The 17067-nt window shown below is 36.2% G+C and carries 20 protein-coding genes; 7 read left to right on the top strand and 13 right to left on the bottom strand.

Annotated elements, in window-relative coordinates; genetic code table 11:
- Positions 1-61: 61 nt before the first annotated feature.
- Both dinG and CIK00_RS02870 read right to left on the bottom strand, forming a co-directional pair.
- Positions 62-2098 (bottom strand): ATP-dependent DNA helicase DinG, encoded by a 2037-nt coding sequence (dinG, locus tag CIK00_RS02875; protein ID WP_101767427.1) that lies wholly within the window; start codon positions 2096-2098, stop codon positions 62-64.
- Between the two features lie 378 nt (positions 2099-2476).
- Entirely contained in the window at positions 2477-2869 is a 393-nt protein-coding gene (locus tag CIK00_RS02870) for a hypothetical protein (RefSeq protein WP_101767426.1), read from the bottom strand.
- A 129-nt stretch (positions 2870-2998) separates the two neighbouring features.
- Between CIK00_RS02870 and CIK00_RS02865 the strand changes: the two genes are divergently transcribed.
- On the top strand, positions 2999-3373 hold the full coding sequence (locus CIK00_RS02865) for a hypothetical protein (RefSeq protein ID WP_101767425.1): 375 nt from the start codon (positions 2999-3001) through the stop codon (positions 3371-3373).
- 64 nt (positions 3374-3437) lie between these two features.
- Here CIK00_RS02865 and CIK00_RS02860 read toward each other — a convergent pair whose 3' ends face one another.
- From CIK00_RS02860 to CIK00_RS02840, 4 genes are all read right to left on the bottom strand, one after another.
- A complete protein-coding gene (locus CIK00_RS02860) occupies positions 3438-3869 on the bottom strand; it encodes a hypothetical protein (protein WP_144043132.1) in 432 nt (143 codons plus the stop codon).
- Positions 3870-4587: 718 nt separating this feature from the next.
- Positions 4588-6006: a hypothetical protein gene (locus CIK00_RS02850; protein WP_101767422.1), complete on the bottom strand. Its 1419-nt coding sequence runs from the start codon at positions 6004-6006 to the stop codon at positions 4588-4590.
- Entirely contained in the window at positions 5993-6304 is a 312-nt protein-coding gene (locus CIK00_RS02845; protein ID WP_101767421.1) for a hypothetical protein, read from the bottom strand. Before CIK00_RS02845 ends, CIK00_RS02850 begins: the two co-directional genes overlap by 14 nt.
- A 63-nt stretch (positions 6305-6367) precedes the next feature.
- Positions 6368-6898: a hypothetical protein gene (locus CIK00_RS02840; RefSeq protein ID WP_101767420.1), complete on the bottom strand. Its 531-nt coding sequence runs from the start codon at positions 6896-6898 to the stop codon at positions 6368-6370.
- A gap of 128 nt (positions 6899-7026) precedes the next feature.
- On the opposite strand from CIK00_RS02840, the gene CIK00_RS02835 reads away from it, so the two are divergent.
- On the top strand, positions 7027-8502 hold the full coding sequence (locus CIK00_RS02835) for a DUF945 family protein (protein ID WP_101767419.1): 1476 nt from the start codon (positions 7027-7029) through the stop codon (positions 8500-8502).
- A 52-nt stretch (positions 8503-8554) separates the two neighbouring features.
- Here the strand turns inward: CIK00_RS02835 and CIK00_RS02830 are convergent, their stop codons facing one another.
- Positions 8555-9277, bottom strand: a complete 723-nt coding sequence (locus CIK00_RS02830) for a hypothetical protein (protein WP_101767418.1) — start codon at positions 9275-9277, stop codon at positions 8555-8557.
- Positions 9278-9340: 63 nt separating this feature from the next.
- On the opposite strand from CIK00_RS02830, the gene CIK00_RS02825 reads away from it, so the two are divergent.
- The 5 genes from CIK00_RS02825 to CIK00_RS02805 all read left to right on the top strand — a co-directional run bounded on the left by CIK00_RS02825 (position 9341) and on the right by CIK00_RS02805 (position 11840).
- Complete coding sequence (locus CIK00_RS02825; protein WP_101767417.1) at positions 9341-9736, top strand: hypothetical protein; 396 nt, start codon at positions 9341-9343, stop codon at positions 9734-9736.
- On the top strand, positions 9736-10218 hold the full coding sequence (locus CIK00_RS02820; RefSeq protein WP_101767416.1) for a lytic transglycosylase domain-containing protein: 483 nt from the start codon (positions 9736-9738) through the stop codon (positions 10216-10218). The genes CIK00_RS02825 and CIK00_RS02820 overlap by 1 nt, the downstream gene beginning before the upstream one ends.
- The gene (locus tag CIK00_RS02815; RefSeq protein ID WP_101767415.1) at positions 10215-10547 is read left to right on the top strand and encodes a hypothetical protein; all 333 of its coding nucleotides are present in this window, start codon (positions 10215-10217) and stop codon (positions 10545-10547) included. Before CIK00_RS02820 ends, CIK00_RS02815 begins: the two co-directional genes overlap by 4 nt.
- A gap of 118 nt (positions 10548-10665) precedes the next feature.
- Complete coding sequence (locus CIK00_RS02810; RefSeq protein WP_101767414.1) at positions 10666-10965, top strand: H-NS family histone-like protein; 300 nt, start codon at positions 10666-10668, stop codon at positions 10963-10965.
- 77 nt (positions 10966-11042) lie between these two features.
- Positions 11043-11840 carry a hypothetical protein gene (locus CIK00_RS02805; RefSeq protein ID WP_101767413.1) on the top strand — a complete coding sequence of 266 codons (798 nt, stop codon included), beginning with the start codon at positions 11043-11045 and terminating at the stop codon, positions 11838-11840.
- A 95-nt stretch (positions 11841-11935) separates the two neighbouring features.
- Here the strand turns inward: CIK00_RS02805 and CIK00_RS02800 are convergent, their stop codons facing one another.
- From CIK00_RS02800 to CIK00_RS02775, 6 genes are all read right to left on the bottom strand, one after another.
- A complete protein-coding gene (locus tag CIK00_RS02800) occupies positions 11936-12550 on the bottom strand; it encodes an Lcl C-terminal domain-containing protein (protein ID WP_167388497.1) in 615 nt (204 codons plus the stop codon).
- Entirely contained in the window at positions 12543-14438 is a 1896-nt protein-coding gene (locus CIK00_RS02795; RefSeq protein WP_101767411.1) for an Lcl domain-containing protein, read from the bottom strand. The genes CIK00_RS02800 and CIK00_RS02795 overlap by 8 nt, the downstream gene beginning before the upstream one ends.
- A gap of 307 nt (positions 14439-14745) precedes the next feature.
- Complete coding sequence (locus CIK00_RS02790) at positions 14746-15024, bottom strand: HU family DNA-binding protein (protein WP_101767410.1); 279 nt, start codon at positions 15022-15024, stop codon at positions 14746-14748.
- On the bottom strand, positions 15021-15578 hold the full coding sequence (locus CIK00_RS02785) for a hypothetical protein (RefSeq protein ID WP_101767409.1): 558 nt from the start codon (positions 15576-15578) through the stop codon (positions 15021-15023). Before CIK00_RS02785 ends, CIK00_RS02790 begins: the two co-directional genes overlap by 4 nt.
- On the bottom strand, positions 15578-16111 hold the full coding sequence (locus tag CIK00_RS02780; RefSeq protein WP_101767408.1) for a metal-dependent hydrolase: 534 nt from the start codon (positions 16109-16111) through the stop codon (positions 15578-15580). Before CIK00_RS02780 ends, CIK00_RS02785 begins: the two co-directional genes overlap by 1 nt.
- Before the next feature lie 51 nt (positions 16112-16162).
- Complete coding sequence (locus CIK00_RS02775; RefSeq protein WP_101767407.1) at positions 16163-16816, bottom strand: hypothetical protein; 654 nt, start codon at positions 16814-16816, stop codon at positions 16163-16165.
- Positions 16817-17067 lie beyond the last annotated feature (251 nt).

Raw genomic sequence — 17067 nt, 5'->3', positions numbered from 1 at the left:
CACTAAATTAGACGACTGATTGCATAAAAAGTCTATAGCATATGGGCAAAAAAATCCTTGCCTAACCGCGCTTAAACGGAGGTAACGATTTAATAATTTGCTTACCATAGGCTTTAGTATTCAATCTGGAATCAAGAATTGTGACTGTCCCACTGTCCATTTCTGTTCTAATTAACCGTCCGACAGCCTGAACAAGAGCCCTGCTAGCTTGTGGTAGCGTAAGTTCAAAGAACGGATTTCTCCCCTGAGATTTCAGAATTTCAGAATGCCTAATTGCAACGATATCGGTAGGAGAAGAAAATGGAATTTTTGTGATGATTAAGTTCGTTAATAGGTCACCAGCCAAATCTAGACCGAACGAGAAACTGCTTGTACCAAATAAGACGCTCTTCTTACCTTCCTTTAATAACTTCGAGTGCTTATCTAGCATTGTTTGCTTAGGAGAATTACCTTGTTGCTGCAGGATAAAGCCTTTCTTCTTAGCTTTACGCTTAACCCCATCAAAGACTTTATTCATCTGCCAATACGATGAGAATAGGACGAGGTTTGCGGCTTGATCTGTTATGTACTTTTCGAATAAATTATCAATGAGATATTGGGTATATTCTTCTTGGTCACCTGGTTCAACCTCTATTACAGGAATGCATAAAGTGCTTTTCGAATAATCAAATGGCGAATCTACTCTGAATACTTTTGCGTGATCAGGATAGCCTGACTCTGATTTAAATAACTGGAAAGATCCGACGCTACTTAATGTAGCCGAGCACAGAAGCACATCCGAGGTATAATCCCACAATAGATTTTGTAATATTCCTCTTGCCTCTATCGGTACGACAGATAGCGTATAGGTATCACCGCGACCTTTGCTATCAATCCACTTAGCCATTTCATCAAAATTATCTTTACCTAACATAGTAAACAACACATATTCAGCAGTTTTTATCCAATTAATATGGAATGTATAATCGCCATAGATAGTTTCTTGATTTGGGGTCAACGGATCACCATCATCAATTATTTTTTTATAGACATTGATTATTTCATTAACCAATTTTTTTAATCGTCTAAAATCCTTTAGGGCGTTGTCTATAAACGAGGCTAGATTTTCACAGAATGCACGAAGAACATAAATGTTATCTTTAAAAAAAGTATCGTGATTGGCTTGAAGATATGCTTTTAAGGACGTTACGCTATCGACGCAACTACTGGTAAGGTCGAAAATTTTATTGAATTTATCGTTTAGCCGAAGTTGCGATTCATTTATTGAATGCCTTTTAGCTGCTTTAACTAACGATTCAGCAAGACTTGTAAAGGACGCAATGGAAAACACCCCTTCTGATGCTGAACGAGCAATATCAGGAAGGTCGTGAGCCTCATCGATAACTAATACGCACTCACTAATTGACGGCAAAATAACGCCCCCACCGCAACTTAGATTTAGGTCACTCAGCAGTAGGTTATGATTCACAAGGATTACAGTCTTATCCTTCATTCCACGTCTCGCCTTATGAAACGGGCATTCACGATGACTTTCAAACCTTGATTGACATTTATGCTTATCGCTAACTATTGTGGCCCATACTTCACTAGGTATCGTATTTGAATATGATTCTTTTTCACCGTTCCAAAGACCGCTATTGTAGTCCCTATGCATTTTTTCTAACATTTGCGATTCTTCGCTATCATTTGAAAATAAGAAGCTTTGGGTACCACCCTTACCTATCGCGTCAGAAAGTTTATCAAGACAAACGTATTGGGCTCGACCTTGTGCTAACGCATAGCTAAATTTTTTGTTGTAAAGGCGAGAAAGTAGCGGAATATCTTTCTTTAATAATTGTTTTTGGAGGGCGATAGTACCGGTACTGATAATAACCGTCTTTTTATTATTTACGGCATAGGTTATTGCTGCTGCTAGATATGCTAATGACTTCCCTGTTCCAGTTCCAGCTTCACAAATAGTTACAGTCTCATGTGGTTCATTCAACTGCTTTACAAACTCAAAGCACATACGTTTTTGCCCAGCACGAGGTCGATAGTTATCGAAGATATCTTCACACTTATTGAACACTTGCTTTAAGTCTTTCAATTGTTCTTGCATAAAAAATTATCCTATAAATTAAATATTACAAGTAACTCTAAGTGATACCTGAATGTAGTTAGAGTTACTTCACGTTTCAATTAGAGTAACTCAACGATTTTGCTGCGCGACTATCATCTTTGGTCTCGTTAGCATTAGCGGTATTAATTATTGAATTTAGATGGGTATATTAATAATAACATCTATCAAATCAACAATCTGCATATTAAGCTAAATGTCATTTATCCCATTTAATCAAATTGGTTGATGTCTAATTTTTGTCGTATTTTACTTACAATGTAGTCATTTCCTTACGATATTTATCGTTGTTAGGCGTATGTGAAAACTTGTTGTGGCCATCACCTAAAATATGAATTCATAATCCACCAGCAAAAAAGATTAAATATTTTCTGTACAGGCTGAAGTCACGATATAACAAACGCTTGCCCCTTCTATTACTTCGATAGTAATAGGCTCATCGAGCATTGGTGCACACATGATTTTTTTTAGGTAATCAGGATGGTATTTGCTAATTTTTTTGATTTTTTCAAGTGCAGCTTTAAACGGCTCTGATGAACATGCGTATTTTTTGGCGTTATCAAGTAACAACGGTAATTCATCACGACAGATGATCCTTCGCATTAACTGGTATTCTCGATGATTTCCCTTAACCCCCATTCCTCGAATAATCGTTAATATGGCATAGCCCCAATCTTCAGCGACTTTACAAACAGGTGAATTTTTATAGCGTTCTAAATCGCCTTGTTGTTCTAACCATAACCCATAGTTCATTATTTCAAACATCCAATAGTATTTAACCTACCAGCAATATTACCACACTATCAATGCTTAACGTTTATTGCGCAGGTAAATACCCATAGTACGATGGATGCATCATATAACCTCCATTATGGGCTTCTAATGCTAATACCAATTAATGCTGGAGATCAGTTCGTTACTCTCAGCAAATCAATTACATCACCATTTCCAAAGCTATCTAAACGAATAACTAAACGTGAAAAGGCAAAGCTTAATGACTGGCTACAAACCAATGCCATACTAGAGGCTGTTCGACAGGGTAATGATTTTGCTAAGGGTATGTTTGAGTGTTTAGATGTTCGTAATTGGAGTACAGCAGACGGTGAAAGTGTTCATCAATTTTTATTTGGTGCTAAATATGTAAATGGGCATATTGGGGATTTAAAGTACATGGGAAGTGTCGTAAGTGAGCTACAATTAAATGCTAACTCTAACACCACAGAACTAGATCCGCTTATAGCATGGGCTTTTACTTAAGGTTGGTAGCTATACCATCAAAGAAGCGACGCTATATAACTTCAATATATCGTCGCTAACCCAACTATTGAAACGAGGGATCACAGTGGCCATGTTGACAAAGTTGAGTGAGAATGTGTGACGATAATCTTAATTTTGAAATATCAATCATCGACACCTGAATGATATTATCAATCAGGTGTTCAATATCATCATCACTGAAATTAATGTGTGAATATCGCTTTGCGACGTACACTTCAACTAACTTCGAAAGCGCACTTTCTTTATTGTTAAATTTATCAAAATAAACAACTCTTGCTCCCACCTGAAACAGACTGTTAGCAACCTCAACAAAGCCAATAAGTGTGCGTTCTACATCTAATAGAGCCTGTTTACGCTCAAGCGATTCAGGGTTAAGTGTGGTGCTACAAGGAGACACTACATCTGGATCCTTCCCCTCTTTAATGGGCGCATCCAACATATCCAACTTTCTGTTAACAACAATTAAATCGTCCACTAAAACACCAAACGTTAAACATTTATTACGTAAGATACCATTAATATTGTTTGTTAATAACAATTAAAACTATGATTTCAAAATCAGTTATTAAACATAAAAACTGTAAGGTAACATTACGAAGCTCACATGTAAGCACAGGCTTTATCATTTCCCGCTTACAATAAAAATATTCCATTCAGATATTGCTAATAATTTTTATTTTGACGTTAAGCAACAGCTTTCTGCATGGCTTTTAGTTCTCCTTGCTTACTCTTTAACGCATCACTTCCTAATGAACGCACATCCCAAACGAACCTTGCACATTTATCGGTGTCCACATAACCACAGCACTCATGCTTATAAATACGGTTAATATGGCTATTCAAATTAAAGAATGTAACTCTAGATGCAGTAGTTAGGCACCACTCAATAGCATCTATGATTAAATAACGCTCGTCCGACCTATTGCATTGATAGTACGTGGATTTATACACTTTTTGATCTGTGCTTTTAGATACCCTTTCGTGTCTATTAGCTCTCTTACTTTTCATAGATTCAAAGATGGAAAATGTTAAATCATTCATAACATTAAGATAAACCCGCATTCAAATTAAAAAACACATATTAACCACTACTAACTTCACTTTCAACGATCAGCGTTATCTATATAAATAAAAAATCACGACACCAATTTGGCTATCGTGATTTCGTAGTCGCATTACAGCAAGGCACCTCGTTAAGATATATATTTGCTAATATTATAAATTGGTCTGCTTAAATCTGATTGATAATAAGGAACACTTAAACTTGCTGACCATGTAGGGGTCTTTGATAATTTTCCATTCTTATCTAACTTAAATAACCTTGCTTTCCATGGCGTGTTTGAGTTACCTGAAATTCCGACTATAACGACACCTTTACCATTAAGTGCATGATTAGGTACTACCACCGAGCCATCACTTTGAACTTTTGCAGGTCTAGCATCTGCAGCTGCCGCCATTGATAATTTATTATCAACCGCAACGATGATATTAGCCCGTTCAGCAAACGTTACTAACTGCTTATTAGAGACGCCCATCTTAGCCAAGTATGCTTGCCACTTATTTGAAATTAAATAGCTCGGCTTGAACTCTATTTGTTCAGTAGTAACATCGTAAACACCACCCGTATTATCTCGGATGGTTGCTTTGATGATTTTTAAGTCACTTTTCAATTCAACAGGATATTTACCATAACGAACTTTTGCCTCATCAAAAAACGAGGACATCTGTTCACGTTGCATCTGCAAATCTAATTCACTGGCCTTATAATTCACAATTTCTTTATTATGCTGTGCTAAAAAATCGGTGACTAAAGGTTTTGCAATAGATAATTCATTTTTATTGTCAGTAACGAACAACTTACCAGTATCATTAATCTTTAAATATGGCAGTTCAATTATTACCCCACGATGGTACTCTGACTTTATACTTAACGATAACTGGGTTAGAAAACTGGTAACGTTCAATATATTCCGTTGTTTAATACCGTTCGCGGATAAGCGATCATTGATCTTATCGTTGAGTGTATTAATCAGTTTATCAATCTTAATACCATCATGGTCATGCCTTGATGTAGCTTCAGCTAATAGCTTATGCTTGGCATCACGACGTGCCTTATAATCACTCAGTTGATTAGTGATTTTCTTATAGCGACGAATATCGTCAGCATTAGTTAATTCAATCTCGTGCTTTAAGGCCATTTGAAATTTAGGAAATTCTTGTTTTCTTAGCTCAAGAGCCTTAATTAGCCAATCGATATTTTTTACAACATCACTATCAGCGGATAAAACCCCACGCTTTATCACTGCTTGTTTTACCGCTTGGAAACGCTGAATTGAATTACTTTCAAGATAAATTTGGGCATTATCATTAAATGCTACTGACAGAGCACGATTAAACTGTTCAACCTCGTGAGTTTGAATAGCCCTCAATAAAGTTTGGTCAAAAATACTATACCCATGAACAGGGATCGTAAACGCTTTTGCTTCCAAGCCATTTGTCGGCAAAGAACCAAAAAAAGGTACTGCGTTCGGTTGATTTAAATATAAAACCATGCCACCAGCAAGTAACGTAACAGCAGCCACACCAGCCAAGTGTTTTTTATTTATTATCATTTTTTCTTAACTTTTTTTGATATTCAATTTCGGTTAGTGATACTTCATCCTTATCAAACAGTCCCTTAGTTCGAAAACCATCACACCCAGTTTTTCTGTAATCGACACATCCCCAAAACGGTTTACCTATATGTTTACCTTGCTTGGCTACTTTCGTAATCATTGGCTTTTTACATTTAGGACATTTAGGTAAGTGCTCGCCTTTTACCCGCACCATCAATTCATCATACAGTAATTTGATAACGGCAAGAGCACAGATAGAAAAGGTGATTGGGTGCCCCGTAATAATATCAAGCATTATTTTATCCCTAATGTAATAAATAAAAGCTTACCCACACAACATGGATAAGCTTTAGATGTATTACTTATTAGCAACTACCGTAGTTTTAGTATTTTCTTTTAATAGATTATCAGCAGTTACATCTTTCACAGGGTTAGCAATTACAGAGCCATCTTTAGCAATGATAATTTTACCTTGCGTCATTTCACCTAATGGTTTTAATGGAACCTTACCTTGGTCGATGATCATTTCATTTGCTAACTTATAAGTATTAGCAATCATTTCAATCGGTACAATTCGTGGTAAATTGTTGGTTTTTTTAATGCGAACAGGTAGGTACGCTTCAAAATAGGTACGACACGAACCGATATCAATTGAGTCGCCATTCATAGAGCCGGAACAACGTACATAGGCACCCACACCACGGGCATCCATATTTAGTTCTACTGATGGACGTTGCATGTATACGCCAAATGCTGAGATAGCGATCAAAAGACCGAGCATATATTTACCTTTGCTAACATTCCACTTGTACCAAGGTTGCACTGCATTATTTTCAGGTAATTCTAATACTGTTTTCTTTTGAGTTTCTTGTTCTTTATTGTTTGACACTTCGTCTATTCCTATATGATTAATATCGTAATTGCATTACAGAAAACCATACTATAACGCTATACGTTAATATTGTAGTATGATTATTTATATAATTTGTAATGCATGAACAAAAAATGGATTAAATCATGGAAAATAAGCAGCAAAAAGATAACAGTAATAAAAAAAAAATGTCTACAGCACAAATTTTTATGCGCACAGCTGTTAGCTGTTTTATCTCAGGCGCTATCGTTGTCGGTGGAACATCACTTTTTATCAGTCACCAAGTAAACAAATGGATGGATGAGAACCTAACAAACATTAATGGCGTTAACATTGAAAAGGTTTCTAGCGCTTACGGTTTAGCTTCAGTTGAAATCAAATCCAAAATAGTGATCGCAACAAATAAGTTCCCAGAAATTAGTGCTAATATTCCAAACGTCCCACCTTATATCACAGCTATTGCTACCACTAAATTCGGCACTTCATCTGCGGATACGCACTTACAATTACTGGGGGATAGTGCAAAACTGCTAAGTGATTACATTCAACGTAATCAGCTTAAATTCAAAAATGGCGCACCATCAAATTACGAACGTAACGCTACTGATGGCAGTTTAGACTTACCCATTGCCATTCATACAACTTATTCAGATTCGGACCATTCAAGTAACGCTGTTCAAATAAAGTATGATACTAAGATCGTATTCAGCGATACCATTTCTAATACAGGGGCGATCATCAATGGGTTGACGTATGATTTTGGTGGCTATGATGGGAAAATAACACACACCCTCACTCAACTAAAACAAATTCGGGTACCCACACCTCATAATAAAGATGGATCTTTACTAAACATTGAAAATGTAAAATTTAGTCGTATTTATGTTCCTGATGGATTAATACAAACGACGACACCCATTGAATCTATTGATAGTGGACGTCTTGATGTTGATACTATTACCCTAGCCACAGAGACTAATGATTACCGCATACTTCCTGTTATTGATTTGCAGAAATTATTAGTAACATACAACTTAGGTAATGAGCCCAAAACAGTAAGTGACATTGATGATGTCAAGAAAGATAAGCAGGTAAATTATCCTCTATCATTAACCGGTTCACTTACTGCTGAAAAATTCTTAATGGTAGATACGAATAATAAAAACATTAATGCTGAAATATCATTATCTGGAATTTCAGGGCTAAAATTAAAAGAATTGTTATCCGCTTACGATCAGTCTATCAATACTACTGCTGCAGACCAGGCGCGTTTAAAACAATCTGCGACTGAATTAGTTAAAGCGGGAATGAATGTTGATAATCTTTCATTACATTTAGATAATGATGACGGTGAAATTAGCAGTAAACTAACAATGCAGATAAATCCATCAGCAGCCCAGTTAATCACCAAAGATCCATTAGCGGCTATTGCGGGAGTTGATATTCATTTTACAGCATCACTTCCTGCGAATTTTGTGCAAAAAACAGCAATCATCCCGCAACCAGTAATAAGTAAACTTATCCAGATGGACTTTATTAAAGTAGTTAATAATCGTCTTGATACGGATATTCACTTAGATAACAATCAACTGATCGTTAACGGTGAACACCGAACCTTGTAAATAACACAAAAACGCCAGTTATTAGAATTTCAATTCTCTGGCGTTTTTGTTATCACTGTTTGTAATACAGATAGTAATCAGCAGGTGTTAGTATTTGATTGATATCTGGAGGGAGAGCAATCAATTTAGCTCCTATCAACACCTTAGGATCTCGACCATCACAGGTCAGAACTAAAATATAATTATCATCAACAACCCCGCCAGTAGATCTTAACAACCCCCCTTCAGTGCTCAATCGACAATAGTTATCCGCATACGACGTCCCTTCTTCAAACCCAAACGCCGCAGTAAAGCGTAGAGCATCAAGTTTGTAACGAGTAATAGAATCAAAGACCAAAGGGGTCAAATCCTCTTTGGGTAAATCTTTATATTTACTACTGTATGCTATGTACGTTCGGTCAAAAACTCCAATAGGGTCGGTTGACATGGTTGGCTGTCCACCAGCCATTAACTCGTATGATTGTACTTTGATCCATCGATAAACATGAACTACATCATCCATACGAATTATAGTCACAAGACCAAACAGTAATGTAACCCATATACCCACATGAACTCGCTTTAATTTATTCTTTAGCTCACCTACAAAAGTTCTCTTCTCTAGGTTTTTATTCGCAGTTGGTTTTAAGTTAACTTCCTTATGAGTACGCAGGCTTATTCGTACTCTCTTATTTTCGTTTTTACGCCCTCGTGGGTTTAAAAGCTCTATTACTGCTGATACTTGAGCTATGAATAACTTAGCGAGGGTTTTTCTCTCGTTTTTATCATTCATCATTTTCACGCTAAATGTTAATATTGTAAGACTTGAACAATAATACATTAATGCCGGAGAAAAGTTATGGAAATAAAAGAAACTAACACTGGAATAAAAAAAAGAAATGTCATTTTTGGCATTGAAACCAGTATAGCACTGGCAATTTCTTATATTATCGCTGCCATAACACATACACCATTTGCTTTTCTATATATTTCCATAGCAGGACTACATTGCATCCTACTCTCTGGAATTCTACGTAGTCGTAGTTTTTCGACTGGTCAAACGGCCGTTGTTTGCATATTGGTTTATATAGTCAGCTTTATCGCATCGAATCTCAACGGCTTTGATAATGAAACAATCCTTTCTAGTATTCAAACAAACCTTCTTGCATGGATAGCTCTATGTCCAATGCCATTCTTTATTTATTCTATCGTTATCCGAGTACACGGCGTTAAATACGTAGAGATAGATCGCTAATGGCATACTACGTCGATATACCTCAACAATATGAAACTGCAGGGCACCCAATATCTCAAGTTCAAATAGAAAAGTACGTTGATGCAGCTGCTTTAAAACATCATATCGACAAGTATTTATTACTTGCGATTCTTGATGTTGAACATGGCAATGAGGGTATGGTTAAAAAAAATAACGGCCAAAGTTGGGATCTTGGTGTTGCACAGATTAATACTATTCAATTTAATGAAGTCTTCTTTAAGCAAGAGTACCAAGACGTTAATTGGATGAAACTCGCCAACAATACCAGTCTAAATATTGATGTAGCAGCTAGAATTCTTGAGCTAAGAATTTCAGAACTAAAAACAGGCGAATCGATAATTAACGCTGTTGGCCATTACCATTCAAAAACACCCTCACATAAAATGAAGTATTTACAAACGTTAATGCATAAATACTATCAGAGGGCAAAAAAATCAGGCACAGGATTCAATTTAAAATGAGCCAACCGCCAAAAAATAAGAACATACATCATACCCTTACTGCAATTGAACAGTTTGAACGTGATAGAATAGCTTTTGCAATTGTCGCAAAAGAAACTGGAATGTTTGATTTTATAGTTAAACTTGCAAACACGTTTGGCAGAATACCGTCGGCATCAATCACAACAAATGATGGGGTAACAACATCATATAAAACACCGCAAAATATCACTATGCCGAAACTTCACAGTACAAAACAACCTGATATCATTCCAAAAGAAAAACCCGCGCCAACAAAAAAAATAATCTCAAATAATTACTCTCGCTCTAAGATGACAAGATTTAAATGATCATTTATTTGAGATTGCTTGATAAACGGTTACCATTTAATATACCAAATTAAACCAAAATGATAATTGTGTTTTTGGTTGTTAAATCTGTTCAAATACAAATAAAGGCAAATAATTCATGACAAATAAGAAAGATGATTTACCTATTAAAATCACCGCTGAAACCCTAACAAAAATGCGCGCATTACGTCTGTTTTTTGCTGGTTCTTCCGCTGATGAATTAGCCAAGATAATAAAAGGCCTATCAACAATTCTTGAAGAACAAAAAAAAGCTGAAGCGATACTTGAAAAAGAGAAGAATGCTAAAGATCAAAAACTTAAAGATATTTTAGAATTAATTAAAAGTGAAGGTGTTTCTGTTAACGATCTTACTAATTTCATTGATGAAGTTCAGCCATTACGTAAAAAAAACAAATAATCTATAATTATCTTCATTAATGTTAATGATAAAAAGGAATTGTACAATTTCGTGCAATTCCTTTCAGGATATAAAAATTGAAATCATTACATCTACTATTACTGACCATTACAGCCTTACCAATCCCCTCTTACGCCTCATTTAATAACGAACAAATAGCTGCATGGCAAAATGAATTTTCATCACCAATTCAAACTTCTGATGCAGATATTGCCACACTAAAGCAACGTCAACTCGCTCAAAAACAATTGCAGAAGTTAAATCAAGGACATCCTCTTACTCCTGAAAATCTCATTTTCGACCAAAATCGAATAGCGGTCATTAAGTCAAATGCTATGCGAAAAATTAATGATCCTACATACTACGAATCAACACACGTATACCAACACTGCGCAACTGATATTAGACTATACTGTGCTCTACATAATCAAGATTTCCCTACAGTAAAGCTCTGTTTAGAAAAAAATACTCACAAAATTAGCACCGAGTGTCACCAATCGCTAACACATCCACACTCAGGTAATAAAACTATTGGTACGTTGTTATTTCATGATATTCAAATACCAGAAGGAAGTGTTTTCTATCGGGTTAATCAAAAAATTGGAGTGTCATTATCAAGACCAACACAAGCTATGGGGATTACAATTAAAAGAGATTTAGTCTTTTGGCCTAACGGGGCTATTGCTTCTTTTACGCCAGCATCGATTATCACTCTAAATGGCTTTACTCTTTCTTCAAATTTGCCCGTGTCATTGTTTAATGACGGAAAAATACAATCGTTCTACTCTCCTACTACTATGGTCCTTAATAAAAACGCAATTCCACCTGAAACGCGCATTTATCGTAAGTCCATTACGGATGAGTGGCGATTCTAATTAATACAATACTTATCCACAGAAAATGTGCATAAAAAAAGCATTACCATTGTAAGTGGTAATGCTTTTTGTTTTATTGGCTGCAACCAATTCTTTTAATCGGGGATCTTTTTAACCATACGAAGCGCAATTTGCTCCATATTGATATTAGTTAATACTTCAGATCCATCCGTAAAATTAATAATTCTTAACCGACCTTCGCTATTGCCATCTTTGTCAGTAAAAAAAGCGATATCATTAACAAAGCTCTGGTCATAGGCTGACACGTCAGGGGTATTAGTCATAAATGGTAGCGATGGAGTGTCTTTAAACACTTCACCAACTGCAGGGCTGTAACACTTACGCTCGATAAGCGTTGATAATTCCTTGATATTAGGAATTCGCCAACACACATCACCAATATTACTGCAATCATCTTGGGGGTAAGTAATACCAAATTTAATAGCTGCCGACGTAGCTTGTTTTAGCGTATGGAATGCCTCAGACACACCAGAACATGAATTTGATTCTTTGTTATACTTTTGCCCAACGGCACACTTTGCCCAACGCAACTTATTCGTCACATCGTCTACTGTACCATCATAGTTATCGATGAATTGGCTCTCACCATACGATGCCACTAAATTAGGATTACATTCTAATGCAAACGCATTGCCTGATAACGCAACCATTCCCATAATCATTGCAAGTTTTAACTGATCACTAATCATTTGTAATATCATCCGAAACTAAAATAACACTATGAGCTTCTTTCTTCTTGCACATCTTAACTTCGCCAGTTAATGCGCCCATGCACCACACTGAACCTGGAGCATTCGCTACCGTTGACGAACTTAAATAAAGAGCCTCTCGTTGCTTGTTACTTACTGACGGATCTAAATTAATAACATCCTGATTTTCAATATTTCCATCTTTAATAACAGGATTAACTAAAAGCACATTATTGCCAAAATGATCGACAACGCCATTATTACTCTCATTCTTATTAATCGGATAATTAGGAATGGATGTTGGTACTACTGCGCTGTAATTGTGATGATTTATCAGTTCACTGATCGTTGGTAGTCGCCAACTCTTTGCACCACAGAGGTTGTAATGGGTGGCATACTCGGCCTTAGCCTGTGCTGTACACGCAGTTACATTGGCTGTTGGGATAGTAAGTTTATTTTCATGTATATTTGATGGGAACGTACACATATTATTGGCTTTAAAACCGTTTACTTTTTTAAGAGTTGCGACACTTAGTAATTCTCCCGGTTCTCCACCATTAGTTTTAGCATTCCCATCATGCCATAAATATTGGTAACTCTTTGATTGCCAATTTAAGCCATCATTAAATAACTTTTCATCTGCAGCATTAACTTTTTGACTCGCTTGTTCTTTGTCTTCAGGAGTTTTTCCGTATCGCTGTTCATTCAGTGCTTCGTCTATACCTGCAACATGACTAGATAGTAATGTTGTTTCACCAAGCCGCTCCCACAAAAGTCCCGTTACATTGTCTCGAACACAACGAGGCACTTCATCCATGCCTGCAATGTTACCGCTACTATCAATAGCGTCGAGTTGATACCCTGCCCATCCATCCTGATTGTTAGGTTGTTCTGCATCTCGCCCAAAATCAGCGTCGTTATAGCCATACGATGATTGCCCATACGATTCTTGATAATTAGAATTTGGCAGTTCATCAACTCCGCGCTCAACAAAAAAAGTTGTCACGCCGGTATCATTAAGTGCTTTATCTGAAGCTATAGTTATATTCTTCGTATTAGCCTTACGATTAATGGTTGCTTCAGTTGCGCTGATCAGTTCGAGTTTTAATGATTCTTTATCTTCTAATGTAAAATCCTTTAGCACATGGATTTTAATAAGGGCAGATGTATCACCATTATCACCGAAGATTATTGGACTCGATGTTAAGATCTCATAGTCCTTATGGATTGCCGCATCACCAGTCAAAGAAAAATACAGTTTAACCCCACGAGCACTTGGAGAAGACATAGATACCGGGATGTTAATTGTATTACCTTCAGCTATTAAGGTGTCCTTTGTATCACCAATAGAAATTACCGGTTCTTTATCGACATCAGCGATCACAACTTCGCCCTGATCATGACCCTTATAGAATTTAGCATTAGAAAGTTCAGTGATTTTTAAGGCAAATGATTCAGGGCGTTCGTGAACGGTATCAGCCATTACAACAAATGGGATACTAAAAAACTGCTCGCCTTTTTTGATCGTGCCAGAACCCACAACTCGAACATAATCAAGATTTTCTTCATTGCGATTAATATCAGAAATGTGTTTATTTATATATTGATTTTCCAGTAAACGGTGACTAGCTGATACATCAAACGATTCATATTTAAACGTTACGTCTTTAATTGCGGGTTTAGTCAGAGAGATTTTAAAATTAAAAGTTGATGTCCCTTCTTTTGGTTCTGATACCTTTAAATTCGCCATTTTCAACAACGGCAATTCAATCTGAGGCTTTGGTTTTACGATATTACTGCCACTAGATGATTTACCCTCATCACCACCACCACCACAGCCCGTTAATAGTGCTGCGATAACGGCAAGTGATAAAACTTTCATTTTCATAATTCACTGCCTAAAAATCAATGATAATTCAATAAAAGGCATTATATACAGCATCCGTTGAAAGCGCAGTAGTAAGATCAAAAGATAATAAATAAAACATCAAATCAGCAAATAACACTTATAAAAAAACCTCATTATTTACCGAACTGGTAATTAACAAGGGCTTCGTGATATTTCGTCATAACCTAACCGCAAAAATTATAGGCTAATTTATTAAGCGCAAAAAAAATAGCCGAGACTGGCTCGACTATTTTCGTGGCTTTGGTAGCATCAAATATTAACTAAAATTAATCAGTTACATTCAAAACTAAACTGACTTTACGCGATCTTTTAATGTTTTACCAGCAGAAAATGCAGGAATGTTCGCTTCAGAAATTTGAAGCGGCTCACCTGTTTTGGGGTTACGGCCTACACGTGCAGCGCGATGATTAACCTTAAACGTACCAAAACCAATAAGCGCAACCGAATCACCATTCTTTAAGGTTTCGGTTACCGTTTCAATAAAACAATCCAAAACTCGTGATGCCGCAGTCTTTGATACATCTGCATCATGTGCGATTTTTTCTACCAATTCCAATTTGTTCATTTTTTTATACTCTTAGACTGTTCTGAATTAAGTGTTTTTACTACATTTATATAATAAACAATAACATCCATGACATTTAATGCCATAACACCATGTGTAATGTATAAATCGCATTCAATGGCAAGATAATCACCACTGACATAAAATCTACAACCCTCAAAGGTTCTATTAAGCTCATTAGCTAAATAATATGGTATACAATCACAAGGTAATGAACTATCAACAATTATCATTGATTTTGCAATTACTTTATTTAATTTAACCCTAGACTTTATAATAAATGATGTTGACGGGTCGGCTCTAGTCCACTTTTCATTTTCAATACTAACCACCAAAAATGTAACTCCAACGCCTCCAATATCTATCATTAAATGCGAATCGGTAGTATTAAAAAAAAACTTCACGCCATCATCTGAAAACTCGTTGCTTACTGAGCTAAATAGGTGAACGATATCAACTGGTAGGCAACTAACCAACATACTGTCAGTATCGTATTCAAACGACGACATAAGACAAGGTATTACGCCCGTAAAATTGTTAGAGTCTAGTTCCACTAAATAAATCCCAAATAATATAATACACCGAGCAATGACAGCGAATACGTCATTAGATACTCAGATATTGTTCCAGTGTTAAAATAAAATGGTGTTCTTATCCTTAACGGAATGGGCCAAAAAAGCCTAACACCACTTGTTGTAAACGCATCACCTAGTAAATGTGAACATGCTCCAAATGTTACGGCAAGCACCATTATTGACACGCTCACTATTGAACAATTCAAATTTAAAAACAACATATAAGCCACCAGCCACACCCATACAGTATGTGTGATCCCTCGACTATGCCTAAACGCCTGACCGTGTGATAAATCGCCTTGCATTGATGCTAATAATTTCGATACCCTTGGCAACTTACGTCCTATTATTGAATTAGGGCAGTCAACATCAGGAAGTAAAGAACCGATAGCAACGAACGCAAACGAAAAAGCACCTGTTGTTGTCTGAATATCAGGGACATAGTTAGGAATCAACTTGGATGCAACAAGCCACCCTGTACATCCAAAAATTATATGGTTTCTACCTAGCATAACTCGCTGCCTTTATCCGTATTGTTTAGCTCATTACGCTTCTGTAACCTGTTACTCTTGCATCGCCAAATTCTGGCGTAACGTTGCCTGTTTAGATTTCGCCTCTTCAATTTTAGCCTCTTTACGTTGTGCAGCTTCTTTCTTCACATCTTGATAAGCATGAGAAGCACTAATTGCTGTTAAGTCCACGCCTTTTGATTTAAGCATTTGACGCTGCTGATTTACGTCAAGATTCAATAACGTATATACAATGTATTTACCGTCGGAGTATTGAACTTTATTTTTTACGGTATGCACACCTACAATATCTGTCGGATCAACAAATTTTGTAATTACGTTATCACCGTCCATTTGTACATTACCATCCGTACCTTGGTGCATGTATTGACGTTCACGACCTGTAATTTCTTGGTTTAAAGCCTTTGCTAAACCAAATTCAGCATTCAACTTTGCTTGGTTTAGTGAGTATTGCAAATTATTAGTATTTGCAGTGCCGACCGCATAAATACTATCAGTTGTATTAGCTGGCACATTTAGAAACCAATCAGGGATATCGTCAAAACGTTGTTGCTCAACTTCGACAGCACGCTCATGTTGTTGTTTTTGAGCTTTAACGTAATCATCAACACCATTAGAAGCGCAACCTACAAGTAGAAGGCTAATCATTGTTGCCGCAATAACATTTTTAGAAGTATGTAATTTCATTATTATATCTCCAATTATTATGGTCATTGTTAATTTGATTAATTAACAAACATTAACAACTATCTTAGTTTAAATCACAAAGCGTTGTTGTTGAGACTATTATTTCATATTTTCTTATATGCGCTACCCCATTTTTTACATAAATACCGAACTTATTTTTATTGTCATTACATTACGATAACTGATAACAATGTTTTTTATATACGTAAGTTGTATTTATTGTTAACAAAAAACACAATGATGGTTAAAAA

This window comes from Photobacterium carnosum (assembly GCF_002849605.1).
In the GTDB taxonomy this organism is placed as follows: domain Bacteria; phylum Pseudomonadota; class Gammaproteobacteria; order Enterobacterales; family Vibrionaceae; genus Photobacterium; species Photobacterium carnosum.
Note: the sequence above shows the minus strand (reverse complement) of the source record. Positions and strands in the feature narration are given on the sequence as shown.

Bases quoted from the DNA above. Each gene is read 5' to 3' on its own strand.
- CIK00_RS02830 (WP_101767418.1), bottom strand. From the start codon at position 9,277: ATGATGAATGATAAAAACGAGAGAAAAACCCTCGCTAAGTTATTCATA.
- CIK00_RS02835 (WP_101767419.1), top strand. From the start codon at position 7,027: ATGGAAAATAAGCAGCAAAAAGATAACAGTAATAAAAAAAAAATGTCT.
- CIK00_RS02800 (WP_167388497.1), bottom strand. From the start codon at position 12,550: ATGATTAGTGATCAGTTAAAACTTGCAATGATTATGGGAATGGTTGCG.
- CIK00_RS02810 (WP_101767414.1), top strand. From the start codon at position 10,666: ATGACAAATAAGAAAGATGATTTACCTATTAAAATCACCGCTGAAACC.
- CIK00_RS02795 (WP_101767411.1), bottom strand. From the start codon at position 14,438: ATGAAAATGAAAGTTTTATCACTTGCCGTTATCGCAGCACTATTAACG.
- CIK00_RS02780 (WP_101767408.1), bottom strand. From the start codon at position 16,111: ATGCTAGGTAGAAACCATATAATTTTTGGATGTACAGGGTGGCTTGTT.
- CIK00_RS02815 (WP_101767415.1), top strand. From the start codon at position 10,215: ATGAGCCAACCGCCAAAAAATAAGAACATACATCATACCCTTACTGCA.
- CIK00_RS02825 (WP_101767417.1), top strand. From the start codon at position 9,341: ATGGAAATAAAAGAAACTAACACTGGAATAAAAAAAAGAAATGTCATT.
- CIK00_RS02790 (WP_101767410.1), bottom strand. From the start codon at position 15,024: ATGAACAAATTGGAATTGGTAGAAAAAATCGCACATGATGCAGATGTA.
- CIK00_RS02870 (WP_101767426.1), bottom strand. From the start codon at position 2,869: ATGAACTATGGGTTATGGTTAGAACAACAAGGCGATTTAGAACGCTAT.
- dinG (WP_101767427.1), bottom strand. From the start codon at position 2,098: ATGCAAGAACAATTGAAAGACTTAAAGCAAGTGTTCAATAAGTGTGAA.
- CIK00_RS02820 (WP_101767416.1), top strand. From the start codon at position 9,736: ATGGCATACTACGTCGATATACCTCAACAATATGAAACTGCAGGGCAC.
- CIK00_RS02845 (WP_101767421.1), bottom strand. From the start codon at position 6,304: ATGCTTGATATTATTACGGGGCACCCAATCACCTTTTCTATCTGTGCT.
- CIK00_RS02850 (WP_101767422.1), bottom strand. From the start codon at position 6,006: ATGATAATAAATAAAAAACACTTGGCTGGTGTGGCTGCTGTTACGTTA.
- CIK00_RS02775 (WP_101767407.1), bottom strand. From the start codon at position 16,816: ATGAAATTACATACTTCTAAAAATGTTATTGCGGCAACAATGATTAGC.
- CIK00_RS02865 (WP_101767425.1), top strand. From the start codon at position 2,999: ATGCTAATACCAATTAATGCTGGAGATCAGTTCGTTACTCTCAGCAAA.